The 23,511-nt window shown below is 64.4% G+C and carries 17 protein-coding genes and 2 rRNA genes; 16 read left to right on the plus strand and 3 right to left on the minus strand.

Going from position 1 to position 23,511, the window contains the following annotated elements; all coding sequences use genetic code 11:
* The first annotated feature begins 406 nt into the window (after nt 1-406).
* From GUY37_RS07430 to GUY37_RS07450, 5 genes are all read left to right on the plus strand, one after another.
* Nucleotides 407-3,519, plus strand: a 23S ribosomal RNA gene (locus tag GUY37_RS07430).
* A 184-nt stretch (nt 3,520-3,703) separates the two neighbouring features.
* Nucleotides 3,704-3,822, plus strand: a 5S ribosomal RNA gene (gene rrf, locus GUY37_RS07435).
* Nucleotides 3,823-3,906: 84 nt separating this feature from the next.
* Nucleotides 3,907-4,296, plus strand: a complete 390-nt coding sequence (locus GUY37_RS07440; protein ID WP_166824019.1) for a hypothetical protein — start codon at nt 3,907-3,909, stop codon at nt 4,294-4,296.
* A 151-nt stretch (nt 4,297-4,447) separates the two neighbouring features.
* Nucleotides 4,448-5,074 (plus strand): hypothetical protein, encoded by a 627-nt coding sequence (locus GUY37_RS07445; RefSeq protein WP_166824022.1) that lies wholly within the window; start codon nt 4,448-4,450, stop codon nt 5,072-5,074.
* 230 nt (nt 5,075-5,304) lie between these two features.
* Nucleotides 5,305-7,107: a BCCT family transporter gene (locus tag GUY37_RS07450; protein ID WP_166824025.1), complete on the plus strand. Its 1,803-nt coding sequence runs from the start codon at nt 5,305-5,307 to the stop codon at nt 7,105-7,107.
* Nucleotides 7,108-7,258: 151 nt separating this feature from the next.
* Here the strand turns inward: GUY37_RS07450 and GUY37_RS07455 are convergent, their stop codons facing one another.
* The 3 genes from GUY37_RS07455 to GUY37_RS07465 form a co-directional block, all read right to left on the minus strand.
* Complete coding sequence (locus tag GUY37_RS07455; RefSeq protein ID WP_166824028.1) at nt 7,259-8,827, minus strand: GMC family oxidoreductase; 1,569 nt, start codon at nt 8,825-8,827, stop codon at nt 7,259-7,261.
* 40 nt (nt 8,828-8,867) lie between these two features.
* On the minus strand, nt 8,868-10,379 hold the full coding sequence (locus tag GUY37_RS07460) for an aldehyde dehydrogenase family protein (protein WP_166824031.1): 1,512 nt from the start codon (nt 10,377-10,379) through the stop codon (nt 8,868-8,870).
* 708 nt (nt 10,380-11,087) lie between these two features.
* Nucleotides 11,088-11,729: a hypothetical protein gene (locus GUY37_RS07465; protein ID WP_166824034.1), complete on the minus strand. Its 642-nt coding sequence runs from the start codon at nt 11,727-11,729 to the stop codon at nt 11,088-11,090.
* A gap of 114 nt (nt 11,730-11,843) precedes the next feature.
* On the opposite strand from GUY37_RS07465, the gene GUY37_RS07470 reads away from it, so the two are divergent.
* Genes GUY37_RS07470 through GUY37_RS07520 form a run of 11 tightly spaced genes read left to right on the plus strand, consistent with a single transcriptional unit; the run spans nt 11,844 to nt 23,486 of the window.
* Nucleotides 11,844-12,686, plus strand: a complete 843-nt coding sequence (locus GUY37_RS07470; RefSeq protein ID WP_228278422.1) for a hypothetical protein — start codon at nt 11,844-11,846, stop codon at nt 12,684-12,686.
* Nucleotides 12,683-13,660 carry an HAD-IIA family hydrolase gene (locus GUY37_RS07475; protein ID WP_228278423.1) on the plus strand — a complete coding sequence of 326 codons (978 nt, stop codon included), beginning with the start codon at nt 12,683-12,685 and terminating at the stop codon, nt 13,658-13,660. Before GUY37_RS07470 ends, GUY37_RS07475 begins: the two co-directional genes overlap by 4 nt.
* Entirely contained in the window at nt 13,657-13,869 is a 213-nt protein-coding gene (locus GUY37_RS07480) for a hypothetical protein (protein ID WP_166824037.1), read from the plus strand. The genes GUY37_RS07475 and GUY37_RS07480 overlap by 4 nt, the downstream gene beginning before the upstream one ends.
* Complete coding sequence (locus GUY37_RS07485; protein ID WP_166824039.1) at nt 13,866-14,672, plus strand: TlyA family RNA methyltransferase; 807 nt, start codon at nt 13,866-13,868, stop codon at nt 14,670-14,672. The genes GUY37_RS07480 and GUY37_RS07485 overlap by 4 nt, the downstream gene beginning before the upstream one ends.
* Nucleotides 14,669-15,610, plus strand: coding sequence for an NAD kinase (locus GUY37_RS07490; protein ID WP_208094791.1), 942 nt, complete (start codon nt 14,669-14,671; stop codon nt 15,608-15,610). Before GUY37_RS07485 ends, GUY37_RS07490 begins: the two co-directional genes overlap by 4 nt.
* Nucleotides 15,611-17,314, plus strand: coding sequence for a DNA repair protein RecN (gene recN / locus GUY37_RS07495; protein WP_166824042.1), 1,704 nt, complete (start codon nt 15,611-15,613; stop codon nt 17,312-17,314).
* Between the two features lie 48 nt (nt 17,315-17,362).
* Nucleotides 17,363-18,601 carry a putative cytokinetic ring protein SteA gene (gene steA / locus GUY37_RS07500; protein WP_166824044.1) on the plus strand — a complete coding sequence of 413 codons (1,239 nt, stop codon included), beginning with the start codon at nt 17,363-17,365 and terminating at the stop codon, nt 18,599-18,601.
* On the plus strand, nt 18,594-19,586 hold the full coding sequence (locus GUY37_RS07505) for a copper transporter (RefSeq protein ID WP_166824046.1): 993 nt from the start codon (nt 18,594-18,596) through the stop codon (nt 19,584-19,586). The genes steA and GUY37_RS07505 overlap by 8 nt, the downstream gene beginning before the upstream one ends.
* Nucleotides 19,583-20,443 (plus strand): hypothetical protein, encoded by an 861-nt coding sequence (locus GUY37_RS07510; RefSeq protein WP_166824048.1) that lies wholly within the window; start codon nt 19,583-19,585, stop codon nt 20,441-20,443. The genes GUY37_RS07505 and GUY37_RS07510 overlap by 4 nt, the downstream gene beginning before the upstream one ends.
* Entirely contained in the window at nt 20,440-22,281 is a 1,842-nt protein-coding gene (murJ, locus tag GUY37_RS07515; protein WP_166824050.1) for a murein biosynthesis integral membrane protein MurJ, read from the plus strand. Before GUY37_RS07510 ends, murJ begins: the two co-directional genes overlap by 4 nt.
* On the plus strand, nt 22,278-23,486 hold the full coding sequence (locus tag GUY37_RS07520) for a glycosyltransferase family 4 protein (RefSeq protein WP_166824052.1): 1,209 nt from the start codon (nt 22,278-22,280) through the stop codon (nt 23,484-23,486). Before murJ ends, GUY37_RS07520 begins: the two co-directional genes overlap by 4 nt.
* Nucleotides 23,487-23,511: the final 25 nt, after the last annotated feature.

A 23,511-nucleotide genomic window follows, 5' to 3' on the forward strand; every position in this document is an offset into this window, starting at 1 on the left:
TTAAGATCCTCATGGCATGACCCGCATGTGGTCATCATGAGAGCTCAAGGGTGGAACATCACAACTCTCGCTCGCCCACACAGCCTGGCTGGGGTCAATGCCCCGGGTGCGGTTGGTGATGGGGTGGGCTAGGACAAACACGTTATTGGGTCCTGGAATCACAAACCCCACACGTAGGTGTGGGTGTGGTTTCAACCAACAGGACCAACCCGCACCACAAGCAGCCAGTTGACTGGCGTGTTTGTGGGTGGTGTTTGGTAGTGGTTTGAGAATCGTATAGTGGACGCGAGCATCAAATGACACAATTTTTTGTGTTGTTTATGTAATGTGATTTTTCTTGTCATCATCGAGTAAAGGTGAATGAAACAATTTTTCGCGCACATTTGCTGGCCCCTTCGTGGGGGTGGGGTGAGTGTGTAAGAGCGCATGGTGGATGCCTTGGCATCAGGAGCCGATGAAGGACGTGGAAATCTGCGATAAGCCTCGGGGAGCCGATAAACAGGCGTTGATCCGAGGGTGTCCGAATGGGGAAACCCCGCCACTCGTGAGGGTGGTGACCCGTGTCTGAATATATAGGGCATGTGGGGGGAACGCGGGGAAGTGAAACATCTCAGTACCCGCAGGAAGAGAAAATAACAATGATTCCGGCAGTAGTGGCGAGCGAAACCGGATGAGCCTAAACCCTGTCAGTGTCAAGCGTGCTGGTTTTGCTGGCAGGGTGTTGTGGGGTGTGCATGGTCTGGTCAGCATGGCCGGTCTGTGAGCGTGTTGGTGTAGTCGAACCTGGTGGGAAACAGGACCGGAGTGGGTGAGAGTCCCGTAGGCGAAACGCCGCAGCTTGCAGTGTGTGCGTTGCCCGAGTAGCACGGAACTCGTGGAATTTCGTGTGAATCTGCCAGGACCACCTGGTAAGGCTAAATACTTCCTGATGACCGATAGCGGATAGTACCGTGAGGGAATGGTGAAAAGTACCCCGGGAGGGGAGTGAAAGAGTACCTGAAACCATGTGCTTACAATCCGTCAGAGCAGCATCTTGATGGCTGTGATGGCGTGCCTTTTGAAGAATGAGCCTGCGAGTTAGCGGTGCGTGGCGAGGTTAACCCGTGTGGGGTAGCCGTAGCGAAAGCGAGTCCGAACAGGGCGATTGAGTCGCGTGTCCTAGACCCGAAGCGGAGTGATCTAGCCATGGGCAGGGTGAAGCGTGTGTAAGAGCGCGTGGAGGCCCGCACCCACTTCAGTTGAAAATGGAGGGGATGACCTGTGGTTAGGGGTGAAAGGCCAATCAAACTCTGTGATAGCTGGTTCTCCCGAAATGCATTTAGGTGCAGCGTTGCGTGGTTCTTGCTGGAGGTAGAGCTACTGGATGGCTGATGGGCCCTACCGGGTTACTGACGTCAACTAAACTCCGAATGCCAGTCAAGGTTCAGCGTGGCAGTGAGACAGTGGGGGATAAGCTTCATTGTCGAGAGGGAAACAGCCCAGACCATCAACTAAGGCCCCTAAGCGTGTGCTCAGTGGGAAAGGATGTTCAGTTGCGAAGACAACCAGGAGGTTGGCTTAGAAGCAGCCATCCTTGAAAGAGTGCGTAATAGCTCACTGGTCAAGTGATTGAGCGCCGATAATGTAGCGGGGCTAAGTACACCGCCGAAGTTGTGGCAGCACCACATACGCCGTAATGGTGTGGTGTTGGGTAGGGGAGCGTCGAGTTGCTGGTGAAGCTGCCGTGTGAACGAGTGGTGGAGGCGATTCGAGTGAGAATGCAGGCATGAGTAGCGAAAGACGGGTGAGAAACCCGTCCACCGGATGACCAAGGGTTCCAGGGCTAGGCTAATCCGCCCTGGGTAAGTCGGGACCTAAGGCGAGGCCGACAGGCGTAGTCGATGGACAACCAGTTGATATTCTGGTACCGACACACAACCGACAGTACCAAAACACACGAAACTAACCCCCAAACTCCTCCTATGAGTCTTCGGACTTGTTGTTGGGGATGCTGGGGGGACCTGAGTGTGGAGTCGGTAAGCGTGAGGTGTGACGCAGAAAGGTAGCCAGGCCGTGCGATGGTAGTCACGGTCTAAGGTGGTAGCACGTGGGGGTAGGTAAATCCGTCCCCACACATAGTGTGAGAGCTGATGGGCGCCCCACATTGGTGGGGTGATCTGGTGATCCTCTGCTGCCGAGAAAAGCATCGACGTGAGGGTGTGTGTTGCCCGTACCCTATAACCGACACAGGTGGTCGAGTAGAGAATACTAAGGTGATCGAGAGAATCGTGGTTAAGGAACTCGGCAAAATGCCCCCGTAACTTCGGGAGAAGGGGGACCATCCCGGTGAACCCACTATGCGTGGGGATGTGCTGGTGGTGGTCGCAGAGGCCAGAGAGAAGCGACTGTTTATTAAAAACACAGGTCCGTGCGAAGATGTAAGTCGATGTATACGGACTGACGCCTGCCCGGTGCTGGAAGGTTAAGAGGACCTGTTAACCCCTTTTTGGGGTGAAGCGGAGAATTTAAGCCCCAGTAAACGGCGGTGGTAACTATAACCATCCTAAGGTAGCGAAATTCCTTGTCGGGTAAGTTCCGACCTGCACGAATGGCGTAACGACTTCTCTGCTGTCTCAACCACGAACTCGGCGAAATTGCATTACGAGTAAAGATGCTCGTTACGCGCAGCAGGACGGAAAGACCCCGAGACCTTCACTATAGTTTGGTATTGGGATTCGGTGTGGTTTGTGTAGGATAGGTGGAAGACTGGGAAACCCTGACGCTAGTTGGGTGGAGTCGATCGGTGAAATACCACTCTGACCATAGTGGATTCCTGAACTTCGGACCCTGATCGGGTTCAGGGACAGTGCCTGATGGGTAGTTTAACTGGGGCGGTTGCCTCCTAAAGAGTAACGGAGGCGCCCAAAGGTTCCCTCAGCCTGGTTGGCAATCAGGTGTCGAGTGTAAGTGCACAAGGGAGCTTGACTGTGAGACGGACGTGTCGAGCAGGAGCGAAAGCTGGGACTAGTGACCCGGCCATGGCTTGTGGAAGCGTGGTCGCTCAACGGATAAAAGGTACCTCGGGGATAACAGGCTGATCTTGCCCAAGAGTCCATATCGACGGCATGGTTTGGCACCTCGATGTCGGCTCGTCGCATCCTGGGGCTGGAGTCGGTCCCAAGGGTTGGGCTGTTCGCCCATTAAAGCGGTACGCGAGCTGGGTTTAGAACGTCGTGAGACAGTTCGGTCCCTATCCGCTGCGTGCGTAGGAAATTTGTGGAGGTCTGTCCTTAGTACGAGAGGACCGGGACGGACGAACCTCTGGTGTGCCAGTTGTTCCGCCAGGAGCATGGCTGGTTGGCTACGTTCGGGATGGATAACCGCTGAAAGCATCTAAGCGGGAAGCCTGCTCCGAGATGAGATTTCCGACCAACATTTGTTGGGGGAGGTGTCCTATAGATGATGGGGTTGATAGGCCGGGTATGGAAGCACAGCAATGTGTGGAGTTGACTGGTACTAATACACCGATCACTCATCAACCATCCAAATTGGGGTTGGTGTGTGCGAAAACAGTTTTGTTTGTTTTTCTAGGATGATGTGAAGAGTTCACACCCATAGGGTGTGCATGTTGCATGAGTTTTTGGTGTTCGCGTTCGCTGTGCGGTTCTTGGACCACTACTGCCTGAGGCCCCTGGTGGGGGTTGTGGTGGTGGTTTGTTGGTTTTGCGGTGGTGATAGTGGTGGGGAAACGCCCGGTTAACCGTTCCGATCCCGGTAGCTAAGCCCATTCGCGCTGATGGTACTGCAACTTGGTGGTTGTGGGAGAGTAAGTGACCGCCGCAATATTCTTTGAGGAAAGGGGTTCCATTCCGACTGGTGAAAACCGGTTGGCGTGGGACCCCTTTCTGCTATTCACGAACGGACACGATGACGACGATTGAGACGCTGCAGAGCGAACTCGCGCAGCACGGCCGGGTGGAACTGCACTTCGGACGCACGAAACAGTTTCTCCGGTCTGCCGGGTCAGCACTGCGGCTGCGCCGCGCCGATTCGCACGGACCGCAGGTCATCGTCAGCGACGACGGCATCTGGGCCGATACTCCAGACTTTCCTGACGCAGTCGTGCCGTGGGCCCGTATCCTCGAAGTTCACCTCACCAAGGTCAACGTGAGCTCGTACATCGATGTCAGCATCCGCTCCGCCGACAGTCGCGGACGCCGACGGACGCTGCGGATGCCTCATATGCTCACGGTCGATCCAGAGGTTCTTGCCAAGTGGATCGTCATGGAACTGATGGTGCGCGGCGACCCCATCTGAAGCACGGGTACGGTCGTCTATCAGCATGCTCGCGGTTCTTGCGAAGTCCAAATGCTTGTCGAACAGTGAGTGGCATGTCACGATGAAACTGTCCGCTGCGTCGGATGCATATGAATAGCGACATCCGAATAGACAGCAAAGGAGAGACCGCATGAACGCATCAACCATCATCTGGATCGTCGTCGCCATCGTCGTCGTCCTGATCATCGTGGGAATCATCATTGCCGTCAGCCGTAAAGCTGCCGCAAAGAAGCGGGAACGTCAGCGAGAAGAAGCAGCACAGCTTCGTCAGCAGGCAGCTGAATCCGAACATGAGGTCCGCGCCCGTGAGGCCGATGTCGAGAGGCAGCGAGCCGATGCCAAACTGGCCCAAGCCGAAGCGGACGCACGAGCCGCAGACGCAGAGCGTCAGGCAGCCGAAGCCGAGAAGATCGACTTCGACGCCGTTAAGCGTGAAGAGGCTGTGAAAGCCGAACGCCTCGAACACGAACGCAAACTGCAGCGTGCCGACGAACTGGACCCTGAGTCGCCACAGCACACAGGGGACTCCCGTCGTGCAGTCGATGCCCGAAACGCTGGTACGCCGAAGCCGGGCACTCCGCACGATCCGGCTGACCCGTCGGCTGAAGCTGGAAACCGGCCTCGTGGTGATCAACCTGAGGCTGACCGCTTAGATCCACGCGTCGACCAGCGCAGCCCGCAGGACCCGGCTGCTCAGAACGACCGACGGGCAGATCCTCTCGGCGGCAGCGGAGACGGCGACGCTCCCAGACACTGACAGCCCCTTCTCCTGAGGCTGACGAAACGGTGCCCGAACCTCGAACGGTACGGGCACCGTCTGTCGTGATCGGACTTCCGGCCAATGCAGGCGAAGGACGAGCATCGGCCGGCTCGCCTCGGTGAGGGGTGCGCTCGTACGCAACGACACGAATTCGTGACAACCGATTCTGTTGAAACCAAGTTCTGCTTCTGTAGTGTGGACGGCAACATCCCGACGGAAGGTACGCCATGCTCGACAAGATGCACGATGCATTGAGACTCCGCACCAACCCGGCCATCTTCTTCTCCTCAGCGGCCGTGATCATCATCTTCGTCCTCGGGACGATCTTCTTCACCGATCAGCTCGACGCCGGCGTCTCGGTCGCCTCGGACTGGCTGCTGACGAACCTCGGATGGTTCTACATCCTCGGTGTCACCGTCTTCGTCGCCTTCCTCATCTACATCGCCGCGTCCCGCTACGGACGAGCGAAACTCGGCCCCGACGACGAACCTCCGGAGCACTCCAACGGCGCCTGGTTCGCCATGCTCTTCGCCGCCGGCATCGGCTCGATCCTCATGTTCTGGGGCGTCGCCGAACCCGTCAGCCATTTCGGCGACCCACCCCGCGGATCCCTCGGGATCGAACCGGGCACGCCTGCCGCCGCGGTCGACGCCATGAACTTCACGTACTACCACTTCACCCTGCACACCTGGGCGATCTTCACCCTGCCTGCACTGTGCTTCGCGTACTTCATCCACAAAAGGAATCTGCCGCCGCGCGTGAGCTCGATCTTCCAGCCCATCCTCGGTGAGCGCATCCACGGCCCCATCGGCAAGACCATCGACGTCGTCGCCATCATCGGCACCGTCTTCGGCATCGCTGTCTCGATCGGTCTGGGCACACTCCAGATCAACGGCGGCCTCGCCCAGGTCATCGGCATCCCCGAGAACGCCTTGTGGCAGCTGATCATCATCGGAGTCGTCTGCGGGCTGGCCACGATCTCTGTCTCGCTCGGCCTCGACAAGGGCATCAAGGTCCTGTCGAACCTCAACATCGTCATGGCCGTGCTGCTGCTCGTCTTCATCGTCGCCTTCGGCCCGACCCTGTTCATGGCCAAGGGCGTCTTCGAATCCTTCGGCTCCTATGTCCAGCAGCTGCCCGAGCTCGCACTGTGGAACGACACCTTTGCCAACACCGGCTGGCAGAACACCTGGACGGTCTTCTACTGGGCCTGGACGATCACCTGGTCGCCGTTCGTCGGAATCTTCATCGCCCGCATCTCCCGTGGACGCACCATCCGACAGTTCGTCATCGGCGTGCTCGCTGTGCCCTCCGCGTTCTCGGTGCTGTGGTTCGGCATCTTCGGCTACGCCTCCTTCGACATCGAGCTCAACCAGGGTGGGGGACTGGTCGACCGAGTCGTCGACCAGGGAGATATTCCGGGTGCGCTGTTCGCGTTCCTCGACCACTATCCGCTGGCCGGGCCGATGTCGGTGATCGCGATCGTCCTCGTGGTGATCTTCTTCGTCACGTCGGTCGACTCCGCTGCGCTCGTCGTCGACACGATGAACAACGGCCACGAAGACTTCAACCCGCTGCCGCAGCGGATCTTCTGGGCGCTTGCCGTCGCCGTCGTCACCGCCGCACTGCTGGTGTTCTCCGGTTCCGGCGGACTCGAAGCGCTGCAGTCGACGATCATCCTCGTCGGTCTGCCGTTCTTCATCATCGCCTACTTCCAGATCTACGCCCTCATGCGAGCCCTGCGTGAGGACGCCGGCATACTGCCGCGTGTGCGCATGCGCCGCTGGAAGAAGGTCCTGCCGCCCGAAGAGGTCGAACGCCGTCAGGGCGGTGACGAACAGTTCGGCCACGAATACGACGAGCACGAGGAAGTCGTCACCGAACCTCAAGCGGTCGAACCGGCACCGGAGTTCCGGGATCCCTATATCGAGGCGCACGGGCATAAGGGCCGTCGCGAGGGGACACTGGCCAGCCGCACGGGCAGCCGCTCGACCAGTCGCAGCCGAGAAAAGGGCGACGACGCCGGCTGAGGCGGACGAGTCCCGAAGCGACAGTTGATTGTCGCAGCTGGGCATGACGAAGGGGGCGCTGCAATCGCAGCGCCCCCTTCGTTGATTCAGCTCAGGTCATCGAGTCAGCTCAGGGCCGCCTCGGTGATCTGAGCATCAGACGATTCGATGATCACTGACCGTTCTTGATCATCTCCGCGCACTTCTCACCCATCATCATCACGGTGATGTTCGGGTTGACCGTGGTGATCTCCGGCATCGCCGAGGCATCGACGACACGCAGACGGCCCACGCCCTTGACCCGCAGCTGAGGATCCAGCGGCGACGTCTGGTCATCGGCAGCACCCATGCGTACCGAACCGACCGGGTGGTAGACGGTGTTGTGGGTCTTGCTGATGTACTCGGCCAGGTCCTCATCGGTCTGGACGTCCTTGCCGGGGAACAGCTCCTCGCCGGCCCATTCGGACATCGCGTCCTGCGACACGATCTCACGCGCCTTCCGGATGCCGGCGATCATGACCTTCATGTCATAGCCCTCCGGATCGGTGAAGTAGCGGGGATCGAACTTCGGCTTGTCACGGAAGTCCTTCGACCGCAGACGCACCGTGCCCCGCGAACGGGCATGGGTGACGTTCGGGGTCAGGCAGAACGAGTTCTCCGAGGTCTTGAAGCCGTGACGCAGAGTGTGCATATCGAACGGCACCGAACCGTAGTGCATCATCAGGTCCGGGCGGTCGAGGCCGTCCTCGGTGGTGGAGAAGATGCCGATCTCCCACCACTGGGTCGACTCCTCGACCATCGGCTTCTTGGCCTCCCACGAGATGACACCTTCGGGGTGGTCGGCGAGGTTCTCGCCGACTCCCGGCGAATCCACGCGGGCCTCGATTCCCACCTCGGCGAGGTGATCCTTCGGACCGATCCCCGAGAGCATGAGCAGCTGCGGGGTGTTCACGGCACCAGCGGAGACGATGACTTCCCTCTTCGCTTCGATGCGGGTGGTCTTGCCGAAGGCGTTGTTGACCACGAGCACACCGGTGCAGTTGTCCGCATCATCGAACTCGAGCTCCTTGGCCTGGGTGTCGGTGAGGATTGTGAGGTTCTCACGATCGAGGACCGGGTGCAGGTACGACACCGAGGAGGACGAACGGGTGCCGTCTCCCTGACGGTTGATCTGGAAGAAGTTCGCACCCTTCGTGAACGTCTCGCCCTCGTTGAACTTAACGCGGGGGATGCCGGCCTGCTCACAGGCGTCGAGGAGGGCGACACCGCAGGGATCGGCCGGGGGCACATCCATGAGACTCACCGGACCGTCGTGTCCGTGGTGGTCACCGGGGCGCTCGTTGTTCTCGAGCTTCTTGTACAGGCCGAAGGTGTCCTTCGAACCCCAACCGGCGGCGCCGTGCTCGTTCTCCCAGTCGTCGAGATCCTCACGCGGGGCCCAGAAGGCGATGCACGAGTTGTGCGAGGAGCAGCCGCCGAGGACCTTCGCACGCGCCATGCGCATGAACGAGTTGCCGTTCTCCTGCTCCTCGACCGGGTAGTCCCAGTCGAAACCGGATTCGAGGAGCTCCATCCACCGGTCGAGGCTGAGGATGACGTCCTCATCCACATCGGTCGGGCCCGCTTCGAGCAGTCCGACGCTGACCTCGGGATCCTCGCTCAGGCGGGCGGCGACCGCGGCTCCTGCAGAGCCTGCGCCCACGACGACGTAGTCAAAGCTGTGAGTGGTCTTCACTGTCATTTCTCCTTATTCTGCGAAGTTCGTCTGCCGGGTCACCGAGTCACTTGGTGTGGTCGGGGAACCAACCGGTGACTGCCGGTTCGAGGTTCTGGTAGATGTGCTTGGCCTCCTGGTACTCGGCCAGACCCGTGGGGCCGAGCTCGCGACCGAAGCCGGACTGCTTGTAACCGCCCCATTCGGCCTGCGGCAGGTAGGGGTGGAAGTCGTTGATCCAGATGGTGCCGTGGCGCAGACGCTGAGCGACCAGCTGGGTCTTGCCCGCATCCTGGCTCCACACGGCTCCGGCCAGACCGTAGTAGGTGTCATTGGCGATCTCGACGGCCTCGTCGATCGTGGAGAAGGTCTCAACCGTGACGACAGGACCGAAGGCCTCATCGGAGACGACGGACATTCCGCGCTCGACCTGGTCGAGCACGGTGGGCAGGTAGTAGAAGCCGTCAGCCAGATCGCCTTCACCGAACGTGCCGCCGCAGCGCAGACGCGCACCTTCGGCGACACCCTTCTCGACATAGGCATGCACCTTGTCGCGGTGTGCTTCGGAGATGAGGGGACCGGTCTCGGCATTGTCATCGAAGGGACCGCCGAGGCGGATCTGCTCGGCACGCTCGACGAGGCGGTTGACGAATTCCTCGGCGATGGATTCCTCGACGATGAGTCGGGCACCGGCCGAGCACACCTGACCGGAGTGGACGAAAGCGCCGTTGAGCGCATTGTCCAGGGCCGCCTCGAAATCGGCATCGGCGAAGATGACGTTGGGGTTCTTGCCGCCGAGCTCGAGAGCGATCTTCTTGACCGTGTCGGCGGCGTTGCGCGCCAGCAGACGACCGGTGACCAGGCCGCCGGTGAACGAGACCATGTCGATGTCCTCATGGGTCGACAGCGGGGCACCGGCATCGGCACCCGCACCGAGGATGAGGTTGCCGACACCGGCCGGCAGACCGAGCTCTTCGAGCACCTGCATCGTGAGGATCGCGGTGTGCGGGGTCAGCTCGGCAGGCTTGAGGACGAAGACGTTGCCGGCGGCGATGGCCGGGGCGATCTTCCATGCGGCCTGCAGCAGCGGGTAGTTCCACGGCGTGATGAGCGCGCAGACGCCGACCGGTTCGTGCACGATCTTCGAGGCCACGGTGTCGGTGCCGGCATCGACGACACGGCCGGCGTCGTTTCCGGCGAGCTTGCCGAAGTAGTCGAAGCAGTTCGCGATGTCATCCATGTCGATCTGCGACTCGACGAAGCGCTTGCCGGTGTCCAGCGACTCAGCACGCGCGAATTCGTCCTTGCGCTCACGCAGAACGGCAGCGAACTTCAGCAGCAGGTCGCCGCGTTCGCTGGCAGGAACGGAGGACCAGACGCCGGAGTCGAAGGCACGGCGGGCGGCCTTGATCGCCAGCTCGGTGTCCGCGGGGCTGGCTTCGTCCACCTCGGCGACGAAGCTGCCGTCGGCTGGGTTGTGGATCTTCCGGGTTCCACCGTTGACGGCTGAAACCCACTGTCCGTCGATGAAGAGTGTGTTGGGCACGATTTCTCCTTTTCCTAGCGGGTGAACGATCATGAGCGATCATGTGATCTGAAGGGCCGAACGCGCAGTCGCGCCAGCGGGGCATGTGGTGTCACTGCGTTGCCTGGCGGCTGCGAATCTGCGTTCTGACCTGCGTTGCGAACTGCCTCGGCGGCATTGATTCGCATGCTTCCGGCAATCACAATAGGCGAAGTCAGGGACCGAATGCGCAATCGGATGATGCTGGTCACACAGGCAGGTGATATTGGTCATCACCTGCCGAGGGACTGCCGCTGACGGGGATGTGCCGTCGGTCGCGAACGACAGGGCGCCTCTCGTCAAAGACAGGGCGACCCTCGCGAGGGACAGAGGGGCGGTGGGGCCGGAAATTCTGCTCGTGGAGTCGCGGAGACGTCCGTCATCCGCACAATGGGCTTCCACGTCAGGTGTCATTCATCCCCTGGTGTCGAGGCGGCGCGGACATCCGCTGCCGCCGAACCTCTTCGAGGCCGTCGGCCGTTCCACTGGATTCGCCTTGATTCTAACAGAGCGCTGAAGCGGTGACCTGGGCATTGACTCACCGAGCAACGGGTGCAGCAACGGGCGGAATTCCTATGCTGACGTGTCCCCGCCCACAAGGCGACTCGGCGATGAGTGGACTAGAATAGAGCGGAACATCGAAAAGACTTCATAGGGAGAATCGTGGCCCAAGGGGATTCGCGAGACAGCCAGGACAACCGCCGCGCAGATGGCGGTCACCGCTCAGATCGCGACAACAATCGCAACCGTCGACCGGACAACCGGGGCGGCCGCGGGCCACGCCAGTCCGACCGCCGAGGCGGCTACCAAGGCAACCGTCGGAACGACGATGATCGTCGGGGCGGTTTCAACCGAGACCGCCGTGACGGCGACGACCGTCGTGGTGGTTTCAACCGAGACCGCCGGGATGGCGATGAGCAGCGCGGCGGATACCAGGGCAATCGCCGGAACAATGATGATCGCCGAGGCGGCTACGGCCAGAATCGCCGTAATGATGATGATCGTCGGGGCGGTTTCAGCCGGAATCGTCGTGACGGCGACGACCGCCGAGGCGGCTACCAGGGGAACCGTCGCAACGACGATGATCGTCGTGGCGGATTCAATCGCAATCGTAGGGACGACGACCGGCGTGGAGGCTTTGGTCAGAACCGTCGGGATGACGATCGTCGTGGCGGATACCAGGGCAATCGCCGCAACGATGACGACCGTCGCGGTGGGTTCAACCGGGACCACCGCGACGGCGACGATCGCCGGGGCGGCTACCGCGGAAACCGTCGGGACGACAATCGCGGCGGATACGGACGCAACGACAACGATCGCCGCGCATCCCGCAAGACCGACACCGGCGAATACGCACGCGACCAACGCGCCCGCCGTCCGCGCATTCAGGAACCCGAGATCCCCGAAGGCGTCACCGGCCGCGAACTCGACAAAGAGATCTCATCGCAGCTGCGTTCCCTCGACAAAGAGAACGCCGCCATGGTCGCCAAGCACCTCGTCGCCGCAGGCGGTCTGCTCGACCTCGACCCGGAACGCGCCCACGAACACGCCAAGGCCGCCATGGCCAGAGCCGGCCGTGTCGCCGTCGTCCGCGAAGCACTCGGTATCGCCGCGTACTACGTGGAGAAGTACGACGAAGCCGTCCGCGAGCTGCGCACCCACCGTCGCATCTCCGGCTCGAACGACAACATCGCGCTGATCGCCGACGCCGAACGCGGCCGCGGCAAGCCCGAGAAGGCCCTCGAACTGCTGAAGAACTCCGAGGAGCTCGACCTCGACCTCGACACCCACACCGAACTCGTCATCGTCGCGGCCGGAGCCAAGTCAGACCTCGACGACATCGCCGGTGCGCGCCGACTCATCGAGGCCGAGGACTTCACTCAGAAGCCCAGCGGCGGACTCGTCCGTCTCATGGCCGCCTACGCCGAGGTGCTGCGCATCGACGGCGAAGCCGAACTCGCCGACAAATACGAAGAGCTCTCCCGCCGAACCGCCAAGGCGACCGGCACACTCTTCGGCGATGAAGAGCCGGACCTCAACGCCGGCGTCGAAATCGAGACCGTCGAAGAGATCGAGGACGAGCCCGAGGCTCCCGAAGCCGAAGAATCCCCGGCCGAAGCCGACGCCGCTCGCGAAGCAGAAACTGCTCCCGAAGCAGGCGCAGCGTCGGAAGAGACAGGTGCGACGTCCGACGAGCCCGCCGCAGCTCCGAAGTCGAAGACACATGTCTCGGCGAAGGAACTGAAGTCAGTCACAATCACCGACGACGAAATCGAGTCCGAACTCGACGAGATCCTCGCCGAGGCCGACGGAGACAAGTGACACTGGCAGCCGAACAGAACCACTCAGCAGATGGGGCCACGCCCGAAGCATCGGGCGTGCCCATCGACTGTGTCCTGTTCGACCTCGACGGAGTCGTCTACCACGGCAGCCACGCCATCGACGGAGCCGCCGACGGCATCAACTGGCTCCATTCCCAGTCGATCCCCGTCAACTACGTCACGAACAACGCCACCCGCACACCCGAAGCCACTGCCGAGAAGATCACCGGAATGGGTGTCGACGCCTCGGCAGACGAGGTGACCACCTCGGCGCAGGTGCTCGCCGAACGTCTGGCCGAACGATTCGGACCCGGCGCACGCGTCCACCTGCTCGGCACGACCGGGCTGCGCACCGCGCTCGACGACGCCGGACTCGAGATCACGGACTCTCCGGAGGCGAATCCCGTCGCCGTTGCCCAGGGGCTCGACCCGGAGATCGACTACGCGAAGATCGTCCGCACCTGTGACATCATCCGCTCCGGTGCCGAATGGTGGGCGAGCAACCCCGACTACTCCCTCCTCACGGAGACCGGGAAAGTCCCCGGCAACGGTGCCTTCGTCGACCTCATCTCCCGACTCACCGACACCACCCCCGTCATCGTGGGCAAACCCGCCCCGCACATGATGGACTTCGCGGCCGGCCGTCTCGGTGCGCGTCGACCGCTCATGGTCGGCGACCGACTCAACACCGACATCGAAGGCGGCTGTGCCGCCGGCATCGACACGGCCCTCGTCCTCACGGGAATCCACGACATCCACGACGCCCTGCGCGCCGGAACCGAGAGCCGACCGACCTACATCCTGCCGAACCTGTGCGGACTCGAAGCCCTCATCACCGGCACCGACCGCGGCGAGTCCGCCCGGATCGAAGCCGAACTCCGTCGTGCCTGGGCGGCCATCGACGCGGGGGAGACCGACGCCGAGGCGGTCCTGGCCGAAGGACACCTGCCCCATCGGATCGGGGAGAACTCATGAGCGAGACCCCGACTCCGAGGCCCGGACCGAACCACGTGCCGAATCCAGGGGCGACTCCCGGCCCGACCCCCGCCTCGGTGAGCGGGGAGGTGCCGGTCGAAGCCTGGCGGGCCAGCCTCGCCGAAGCCAAAGCGGCACCGGCTGCCGAGCGCCACGAACGACTGAACTCCCTGCTGGGCGACCTCGACGCGCAGGTGGGCTCCTTGTGAGCAGACTCGACCGGGCACTCGTCGACCGCGGGCTGCTGAACTCCCGCTCCCGCGCGGCCCGCGAAATCGCCGCCGGCCGCGTCAGCATCAACGGCCGTACCGCCGCCAAGGCCTCCCACGAAGTGACCGACACGGACGAACTCACCGTCACCGAACCCGACCCCTGGGTCGCCCGCAGCGCCCACAAACTCCTCGGCGCACTCGACGCCTTCGACCTCACCGACCGACTGGGCCGGCTGACCGCCCTCGACGCGGGCGCCTCCACCGGAGGCTTCACCCAAGTCCTCCTCCATCACGGCGTTGACGAGGTCTGGGCCGTCGACGTCGGCCACGACCAGCTCGCCCCCGTCCTCCGCGACGACCCGCGCGTGCACGTCCGCGAAGGACTCAACCTCCGCGAACTGGCCGACTCCGACGTGCCCACCGTCGACCTCGTCGTCGCCGACGTCTCCTTCATCTCCCTGCGCCTGCTCATCGGCCCGCTGCTGACCGCCACGGCGGCAGCCGGGGAGCTCCTCCTCATGGTCAAACCCCAGTTCGAACTGGCACGCGCCTCCCTGGACAAACACGGAGTCGTCACCAGCCGGGACAGTCGCCGCCGCGCCATCGACTCCGTCCTCGAGTCCGTGAACGACAACGACGCCCGCGTCACCGACATCGCACCCTCACCGTTGCCGGGCCCCAGCGGGAACCGAGAGTACTTCCTGCGTGTTCGACGAGGCCGAACACATGACCAGTCCGATAGGCTCGACCAAGCAGACATCCCCGCCCACCTGGACGAAATGATGAGAGGAGAGTCGTGACCAGACACATCATGGTGCTGCTGCACCCCCAACGTGATGAGTCGGCCGTGGCCGCAGTCAGCGTGTGCAAGGCCCTCCTCGACGACGGAATCACCCCCGTCGTCCTCGCCGACGAGATCGTCGGCATCCGCGCCCGCCAGGCCGAAGCCGTCGACGACGAGCCCATCCTCCACCACTGCACCATCATCGACCCCTCCGAACTGGGGGAGTGGAAGGACGCCTGCGAACTCGTCATCGTCCTGGGCGGAGACGGCACGATCCTGCGCGCCGCCGAACGCTTCCACGGCTCCGGCGCCCCGCTCATGGGCGTCAACCTCGGCCACGTCGGCTTCCTCGCCGAAAGCGAGAAGGAAGACCTCGCCGAGGCGGTCCACCGTGCCTCCCAACGCGACTACTCCGTCGAGGAACGACTCGCCCTCGACGTGTCCGTCTGGCACGAGGGCGAGAACATCTTCAACGCCTGGGCGCTCAACGAGGCGACCATCGAGAAGACCTCGAAATCCCGGATGATCGACGTCGTCCTCGGCGTCGACGCCCGCCCCGTGTCCTCCTTCGGCTGCGACGGCGTCATCCTCGCCACCCCCACCGGTTCGACCGCGTACTCGTTCTCCGCCGGCGGACCCATCATCTGGCCCGAGGTCGAGGCACTCATCCTCGTCCCGATCTCCGCCCACGCCCTGTTCTCCAAACCGCTCGTCGTCAACCCGACCTCCCGCCTCGGCGTGGAGATCTCCCCGACGAACCCCGAATTCTCCGCCGTGCTGTGGTGCGACGGCCGCCGCGCCCTCGAACTGCCCTCCGGGGCCCGCGTGGAAGCCACCCGTTCGAAGTCGCCGATCCGACTCGCCCGCCTCCACACCGGCCCCTTCACCGACCGACTCGTCGCTAAGTTCCGCCTGCCCGTCTCCGGCTGGCGAGGACCGATCAAGGAGGCCTGAATGATCTCCGAACTGCGCATCTCCCACCTCGGCGTCATCGCCGAAGCCGCCGTCGAACTCGACACCGGCTTCACCGTCGTCACCGGTGAGACCGGTGCGGGAAAGACCATGTTCGTCTCCGCCCTGTCCCTGCTCATGGGCCGCAAGGTCGGCTCCGGAGTCGTGCGCAAGGGGGCGGAGAAAGCCGAAGTCGAAGGCATCTTCACCGGTGTCGCCGAGCCCGTGCGCGAACGCATCGAAGAGGCCGGCGGCAGCGCCGACGACGAAGCGATCATCTCCCGCACCGTGGCGCTCAAGGGCCGCGCCCGCGCCACCGCGGGCGGTCGCACCGTGCCGATCTCCGTGCTCACCGACATCTCCTCGGACCTCATCACCCTCCACGGCCAGTCCGAACAGCTGCGCCTCAAGGGCGCCGCCCAACAGCGTCACCTCCTCGACGCCGCCGGTGGGCCCGCGCTGACCGAGGTGGCCGACCGCTACCGAGCCGCCTTCGAGAACTGGCGCGAGACCGAAGCCCGCGTCACCCGCATCAAAGACTCCACCGCCGCCCGCCGCGAACGCATCCTGTGGCTGCGCGGCTGCCTGGAGGCCATCGACAAGGTCCGCCCCGAACCCGGGGAAGACGAGACACTGGCCGCACAGTCGGCGAAACTCGGTGCCGCCGCCGAGATCACCCGCGCCGTCGGCACCGCCCACGACCTGCTGCTCGGTTCGGAGATCGACGACGCCGGGGCCGCCGTCGACCTCGTCCATCAGGCCATCAGCACCATCGCCGATGTCGAGAATTCGGACCGAGAACTCGTCACCATCCGCGAAGCCCTGGGCGACGCTGTGCTGCGCCTGTCCGACTCCGCCGCGGAACTGTCGAACTACCTCTCCGGGTTCGACGAACTCGGCGAGACCTCGCTGGAAGAGACCGAAGCCCGGCGAGCGGAACTCGGCACTCTGGCCCCCTACGGCCAGGACGTCGCCGAAGTCCTCGACTTCGAAACCCGATCGGCCGCGGAACTGGCCGAACTCGAAGCCGAGGACCGCGACCTCGACGGACTCGACGCCGAACTCATTGAGGCCCGCGAGACCATGGAGCAGGCCGCCTCGGCGCTCACCGAGATCCGCCGGGCCACCGCTGACGAATTCTCCGCAGCGGTCAGCGACGAACTCGCCGCCCTGTCGATGCCAAAGGCGTCGGTCGCCTTCGAGATCTCCGACCGCGAACCCACCACCCACGGGGCCGACGAGGTCCGGCTGACGTTCGCCGCCCACGAATCCTCCCTCCCCGACGATATTGCGAAGATCGCCAGCGGCGGCGAGCTCTCCCGCGTCATGCTCGCCATCGAAGTCGTTCGAGCCGCCAGCGAATCCATCCCCACCTACGTCTTCGACGAAGTCGACGCCGGCGTCGGAGGCAAAGCGGCCGTGGAGATCGGCCGCCGACTGGCCAAACTCGCCCGCAATGCCCAAGTCATCGTCGTCACCCACCTGCCGCAGGTCGCCGCCTGGGCGGACACCCACGTGACCATCGTCAAGGACGATGACGCCGAGACCGTGCGCTCGGGCGTACAGGAACTGTCCGACGAGGACCGCGTCATCGAACTCTCCCGCATGCTGGCCGGAATGGACGACTCCGCCTCGGCGAAGGCCCACGCGGCCGAACTGCTCGACAATGCACGGCAGGTCAAGGACGCAGTCATCGGCGGCACATGAGAGGTCAAGGACGCTGTCATCGGCGGCACATGAGAGAATGGGCGGACCATGAAAGTGCGTAGACACCGCGAGAACCTCACCGCACCGACTCGGTCCGGTCCCGCCCCTGCCCGCCTGGACCGACGCACAAAAAATCTGACGAAACGCCTCCAAGCGGGCGACATCGCCATCATCAAACACGCCGACATCGACCGCATCTCCGCCGAAGCCCTCGTCGCCTGCCGGCCGGCCGCGGTGATCAACGCCGACAAATCGATCTCCGGCCGCTACCCGAACCTCGGCCCGAGCATCATCGTCGACGCCGGCATCCCCCTCATCGACGCCGCCGGAGCGGAGATCTTCGACACGGTCGACGAAAACGCCGAGATCTCCATCGAGGGCGCCACCGTGTACTCGGGTGACACCGAGGTGGCCACGGGGGTGCTGCAGACGGCCGAATCGATCGCCGAGGACATGCACGCCGCCGAAGCCGGAATGAACTCCGTGCTCGTGGACTTCATCGACAACACGATCGAATACATCCGCAAGGACTCCGACCTGCTCTCGGCCGAACTCGTCGTGCCCGAGGTGAAGACGACGTTCACCGACCGGCATGTGCTCATCGTCGTCCGCGGGTACCACTACAAGGAGGACCTGGCGATTCTGGCCTCCTATATCCGCGAATACCGGCCGCTGCTCATCGGCGTCGACGGCGGAGCCGATGCCATCATCGAAGCCGGCTACCGACCCGACATGATCGTCGGGGACATGGACTCCGTGTCCGACACCGCCCTGACCTCGGGAGCCGAGATCGTCGTCCACGCCTACCGCGACGGCACCGCCCCCGGCACCGAACGGGTCGAAGCCCTCGGCGTCGAATGTGTGGCCTTCGCGGCCTCGGGCACCAGCGAAGACATCGCCATGCTGCTCGCCGACGACAAAGGCGCCGAACTCATCGTCGCCGTCGGCACCCACGACACCGTCATGGAGTTCCTCGACAAGGGACGCAAGGGCATGGCCTCGACCTTCATCACCCGCCTGCGCGTGGGCTCGAAGCTCATCGACGCCAAGGGCGTGTCCCTGCTCTACCGGCAGCGCATCTCCAGCCTGCAGCTGGCCGTGCTCATCATCGCCGGGCTCGTCGCCCTCGGGGTGGCGATGACAGCGACCTCGGCCGGACAGACCTTCCTCGGCCTCATCGGCGCCCAACTCGACGGCCTCTTCGGCTGGATCGGCTCCCTGTTCGGCGGCGACCCCGCAGCATCGGCCGTCTCCGCCGGCCCCATCCAAGGACTGACTCGTGATTGACTTCCGCTACCATCTCGTCTCCCTCGTCTCGGTGTTCCTCGCCCTCGCCGTCGGCATCGTCCTCGGTGCGGGGCCGCTGAAGGAACCGATCGGGGAGTCCCTGCAGAGCCAGGTCGATGCCCTGCGCTCGGACCGCGACAATCTGCGGTCGGACCTCGATGCGGCCAAAGGCAATATCGACAAGCAGAACGAATTCGTCACCGCCGCGGCCCCGGAACTCATCGGCGGCATCCTCGACGGGCAGGAGGTGAGCATCATCGCCGGCCCCGAAGCGGACTCGGAACAGGTCGAAGAGGTCAGCAACCGGGTCAAGGAAGCCGACGGCACCATCGCCGGCGACGTCTCGTTCGTGCCGAACACGCTCAGCCTCGCCGATTCGAATCAGTTCCTCAAACAGTTGCGCACCCTCGTGCCGAACCTGCCGAAGGACGACTCGACCGCTATCCGCGCCGCCCTCGTCATCGCCCTGACCGGTGACGCCTCGATGCTCGAGGACGAAGAGGACCAGACCGAGGCGGAGAAGCAGGCGGCGAAACTCTACGACGCCTTCGTCGAAGCCGACCGTCTGCGCACCGACACCGACCACAAGACGACCTCGCTGTTCATCGTCATCGACGATGAGAACTCGACCCTGGCCGAGGACACTCAGCCCAGCCCGCAGGCCACCGACGACAAGGGCACCCGCACCCTCATCACCGACTTCATCACCGCACTCACCGCCGAAGCCACCTCGGTGGTCGTCGCCGGCGACGCTGGATCGGCCCAGAACGGACTCGTCAACGTGCTGCGGACGGAGAAATCCCGCGCCAGCACCGTCGACGGGCTCGGCCTCGGAGCCGGCCCCGTCATCACCGTGCGCGCACTGTCCGTCGGGGAAGCCGGAAGACACGGGCACTTCGGATTCGCCGAGGACGCCGAAGGCATCCTGCCGGCCAAGACCGAAGAGAAGCAGTCCGACGAGTCGAAGAAGGAGGATCCGCAATGATCCGCTCCATCGTCAGCACCGCCGTCGCCGGACTCGCCGGCTTCACCGCGACGAAGGCCGTGCTCAGATCGCGGCTGCGCACCCATGAGGCAGTGGTGCGCACCAACCACGCCGGGCACGAGGTCTCGCTCGCCGAAGGCCCCGCCGTCGCCGCGGGACTGCTGGCCGGCAGCCTGCTCATCGAAGACCCCCGCCAGCGGACGGCGAGCCTGCTGGCCACGGCCGCGGCGGGCGGCCTCGGCGCCGTGGACGACTTCTGCGAATCCGGATCCTCCAAAGGACTGCGCGGGCACCTGTCCGCCCTGGCCCGCGGGGAGATCACGACCGGGACGATCAAGGTCGCCGGCATCCCGCTCGCCTCGATCGCGGCCGCCGCGATCCTGCGCAGCCGAACCCGCCCGACCGGGGTCTTCGGCCGGAAAGCTGACCGTCCCTGGTACGCGGCGGCCGCAGATGTCGTCGTCACCGGGGGAGTGATCGCCGGATCGGCGAACCTGTTCAACCTCCTCGACCTCCGGCCCGGCCGGGCACTCAAGGCCGGAGCACTGACCCTGGCGTTCACCGACCACGATCGCCGTGTGTCCTGGGCTCCATCCGGAGCGATCGCGGGAGCCACGGCCGCAGCCTGGTCCGACGACCTCGCCGGTGACGCGATGCTCGGCGACACCGGGGCCAACGCCCTGGGCGCGGCGATCGGCGTGATCCTCGCCGAAACCGCAAGCCCCGCACAGCGTCGCCTCATCCTCGCCGTCCTCGCCGGACTCACCCTGGCCAGCGAGAAGGTGTCCTTCACCTCCGTCATCGAATCGACCCCGGGCCTGAGGGAGATCGACTCGTTCGGCCGCGAGGGCGTGTGAACAAGCTCGTTCGAGTCCTCGCCTCCACGGCGCTACTCGTCTCGATCATCACCCTGCTGACCCGACTGGTCGGCTTCCTGCGCTGGCTGGTGTTCTCGGCCACCGTCGGCGCCGGCACCGTCGGCACCGCCTATCAGAGCGCGAACCAGGTTCCGAACATCCTCTTCGAGGTCGTCGCCGGCGGGGCCCTGGCCGGAGCGGTCATCCCGCTGCTCGCCGTCCCCCTGGCCAGAGCAGACCGGGAGACCGCCGGACGCATCGCCTCCGGCCTGCTGACCTGGGCGATCAGCGTCACCCTGCCCCTGTCGATCCTCCTGGCCGTGTTCGCCCCGCAGATTGCGAACCTGCTCGTCGACACGAAGACCAGCGACGCGGGGGTGCAGGCGACCGTGGAGCTGCTGCTCATGTTCTCCCCGCAGCTCGTCCTCTACGGAATCGGCGCCGTGCTCACCGGAGTGCTGCAGGCCCACCGGAAGTTCCTGTGGCCGGCGTTCGCCCCGCTGCTCTCCAGCCTCGTCGTCATCGGCAGCTATATCGTCTACAGTTCCGTCGGCGGCAGCGACGATACCTGGCAGACCCACCTCGGCTGGCTCGGCTGGGGCACCACCGTCGGCGTCGCCGCCCTCGCTCTTCCCCTGGCCCTGCCCATGGCCTCGACCGGACTGAAGCTGCGCCCCACCTTCTCGTTCCCTCCCGGAGTCGCCCACCGTGCGCTGCGCCTGGCCGGAGCCGGAATGTCGGCCCTGCTCGCCCAGCAGGCCGCGGTGCTCGCAACCCTGAGCTTGGCAAACCACTCGGGTGGAGACGGCACGCTCGTGCTCTTCAGCTACATCAACGCCGTCTACCTCCTGCCCTACGCTGTGCTCGCCGTGACCGTGGCGACCGTGATCTTCCCGACGCTCTCAACCTGGGTGGGACGATCCACCGACCCGGAGGCGACCGAGCACAGACGTGCGGAAGCCGGTGTGCGGATGCGGTCGGTGACCTCGACGACGACGGCGCTCATCATCGCCATCGGCGGCCTCGGCGCGGTCATCCTGCTCTCGGCCGCAGGCCCCCTGCAGACCTTCTTCATCGCCATCGACGCCGAAAGCGAATCCGCCGCACCCTTCGACTCCATGGCCACAGCGATCATGGTCATGGCCTTGGCCGTGCCCGGATGGTCCTTCGTCGCGTGGGGCACCCGCGTCTTCTATGCAGTGGAACGTTCCCGCTTTTCGGCGGCAGCCACGACGACGGGGTGGATCCTCGTCATCGTCGGCATGATCGCGGCCATCCTCATCACGGGTGCGAACGGCAATCCTGGACTGACCCTCGTCTGCATCTGCAGCGGCTATGTGCTGGGCATGACCGTCGCCGGAGTGTTCCTGCTCGTGAACATGCGCCGTGTCCTCGGCCCCACCGGACTCGCACTCGTCGGGCGTCGGTCAGTGCTCGCTCTCGGGGCTGCCGTCGTCGCAGGCACAGCCGGAGTAGTGACCTCGCAGTGGTTCGGGGGGCTGCTCGACAACTCCGCGAGCTCCGCCGTCATCGCCGGAATCGTCGCAGCCCTCCTCGGCTGCGTCGTCTTCGGACTCATCGTGCTCATCGTCGACCGCGGCTTCCTCGGCGAAGTCCGCGGCCTGCTCGCCGACCGCAACCGGGCCGGCGTCAACGACGAGACGACCGTGCACGCAGCCGAAGCGAATTCGGCTGCAACAGGCATCACCACCGCCGACCCCGCCGGCCCCGATAGCAGACCCGCTGACGCCGGCAGCACCGCCGACGCCGACAGCACCACCGGCACGCACAACAGAGACCACGGCCCCAGTGACACCGACAGAGAGGGAGACTCATGAGGATCGTCTTCGTCATCGGCACCTCGACCGGGGGAGTCGGCACCCATGTGCGGGCGCTGGCCCGCGAGCTGACCGCCGCCGGTCATGAGATCGGCGTCATCGGACCCGCCGCCACCGACGAACACTTCGGCTTCTCCCTGCTGCCCGGAGTCCAGTTCGGCGTCCTCGAGCTCGGCACCGGAATCGGGGCCTCCGACGCCGCCCTCATCCGTCGGCAGCGCACACTGCTGCGCAGCTTCGCTCCGCAGATCGTCCACGCCCACGGCTTCCGGGCTGGGCTCATCACCCACCTGACCCTGCGCACGTTGAAGACGCGACCGAAATTCGTCCTCAGCCTCCACAACCGAGCCAGCGGGCACGGACTGCGCGGCAAGGTCGAAACCCGTGTCGAGAGGATGCTCGCCCGCGGAGCCGACCTCGTCCTCGGGGCCAGCACGGACCTCGTCGACCGTGCCCGCGGAATCGGCGCCCGGACCGCCCGGTTCCTCCCGGCCGCCGCACCCGAGGTGACCCCCGTGTCCGCTGAGGCGGCCGCCGCCACCCGCGCGACTCTGGCCGAGGAGTTCGACTTCGATCCCGGCGCACTCATCGTCCTCGCCGTCGGTCGCGTGGCCAAGCAGAAGAACTACCCGATGCTCGTGCGCGGGCTCGCCCGGCTCGGCGACGATCCGCCCGACACCGCGACCAACCCACCTGGCAGCGCTTCGCCGGCCCGCCTCGGCGAGGGGAATCGACAGGGAGACATCGTCGTCCTCATCGCCGGAGCCGCCGATGAGGTGGTGCTCGCCGACGTCCGCGCCCGATACGCCGACGCCGCAGCCGCCTCGGCGATTCCGGCCCTGCATTTCCTCGGACCGCGCGACGACATCGCCGAACTCGCGGCCGCCGCGGACATCTACGCGCTCACCAGCGTGTGGGAGGCCCGCGCGTTGGTCCTCCAGGAGGCACTCATCTCCGGCAAGGCGATCGTGGCCACCGCCACCGGCGGCAGCGCCGAACTCGTCGGCGACGCCGGGATCCTCATCGACGATGACGACGACGCCGCATTCGCCGCGGCCGTGGCCGAACTCGCCGTCGATCCCGCCCGCCGCGCCGCACTCGGAGCCGAAGCCAGGGCGCGCGGAGCGAAGCTTCCCGATGAGAGGGAAGTCGCCGAAGAACTCGCAGGTCTTTACACGGAACTCGTGTCTGCCCAGGTAGGCTAGAACCAGCGTCGAACGAAAGAAGAGG

It is taken from the genome of Brevibacterium limosum, from assembly GCF_011617705.1.
GTDB lineage: Bacteria > Actinomycetota > Actinomycetes > Actinomycetales > Brevibacteriaceae > Brevibacterium > Brevibacterium limosum.

Bases quoted from the DNA above. Each gene is read 5' to 3' on its own strand.
- GUY37_RS07455 (WP_166824028.1), bottom strand. From the start codon at position 8,827: ATGACAGTGAAGACCACTCACAGCTTTGACTACGTCGTCGTGGGCGCA.
- steA (WP_166824044.1), top strand. From the start codon at position 17,363: ATGAAAGTGCGTAGACACCGCGAGAACCTCACCGCACCGACTCGGTCC.
- GUY37_RS07460 (WP_166824031.1), bottom strand. From the start codon at position 10,379: ATGATCGTTCACCCGCTAGGAAAAGGAGAAATCGTGCCCAACACACTC.
- GUY37_RS07470 (WP_228278422.1), top strand. From the start codon at position 11,844: ATGGTCGCCAAGCACCTCGTCGCCGCAGGCGGTCTGCTCGACCTCGAC.
- GUY37_RS07520 (WP_166824052.1), top strand. From the start codon at position 22,278: ATGAGGATCGTCTTCGTCATCGGCACCTCGACCGGGGGAGTCGGCACC.
- GUY37_RS07440 (WP_166824019.1), top strand. From the start codon at position 3,907: ATGACGACGATTGAGACGCTGCAGAGCGAACTCGCGCAGCACGGCCGG.
- GUY37_RS07450 (WP_166824025.1), top strand. From the start codon at position 5,305: ATGCTCGACAAGATGCACGATGCATTGAGACTCCGCACCAACCCGGCC.
- GUY37_RS07480 (WP_166824037.1), top strand. From the start codon at position 13,657: ATGAGCGAGACCCCGACTCCGAGGCCCGGACCGAACCACGTGCCGAAT.
- recN (WP_166824042.1), top strand. From the start codon at position 15,611: ATGATCTCCGAACTGCGCATCTCCCACCTCGGCGTCATCGCCGAAGCC.
- GUY37_RS07510 (WP_166824048.1), top strand. From the start codon at position 19,583: ATGATCCGCTCCATCGTCAGCACCGCCGTCGCCGGACTCGCCGGCTTC.
- GUY37_RS07445 (WP_166824022.1), top strand. From the start codon at position 4,448: ATGAACGCATCAACCATCATCTGGATCGTCGTCGCCATCGTCGTCGTC.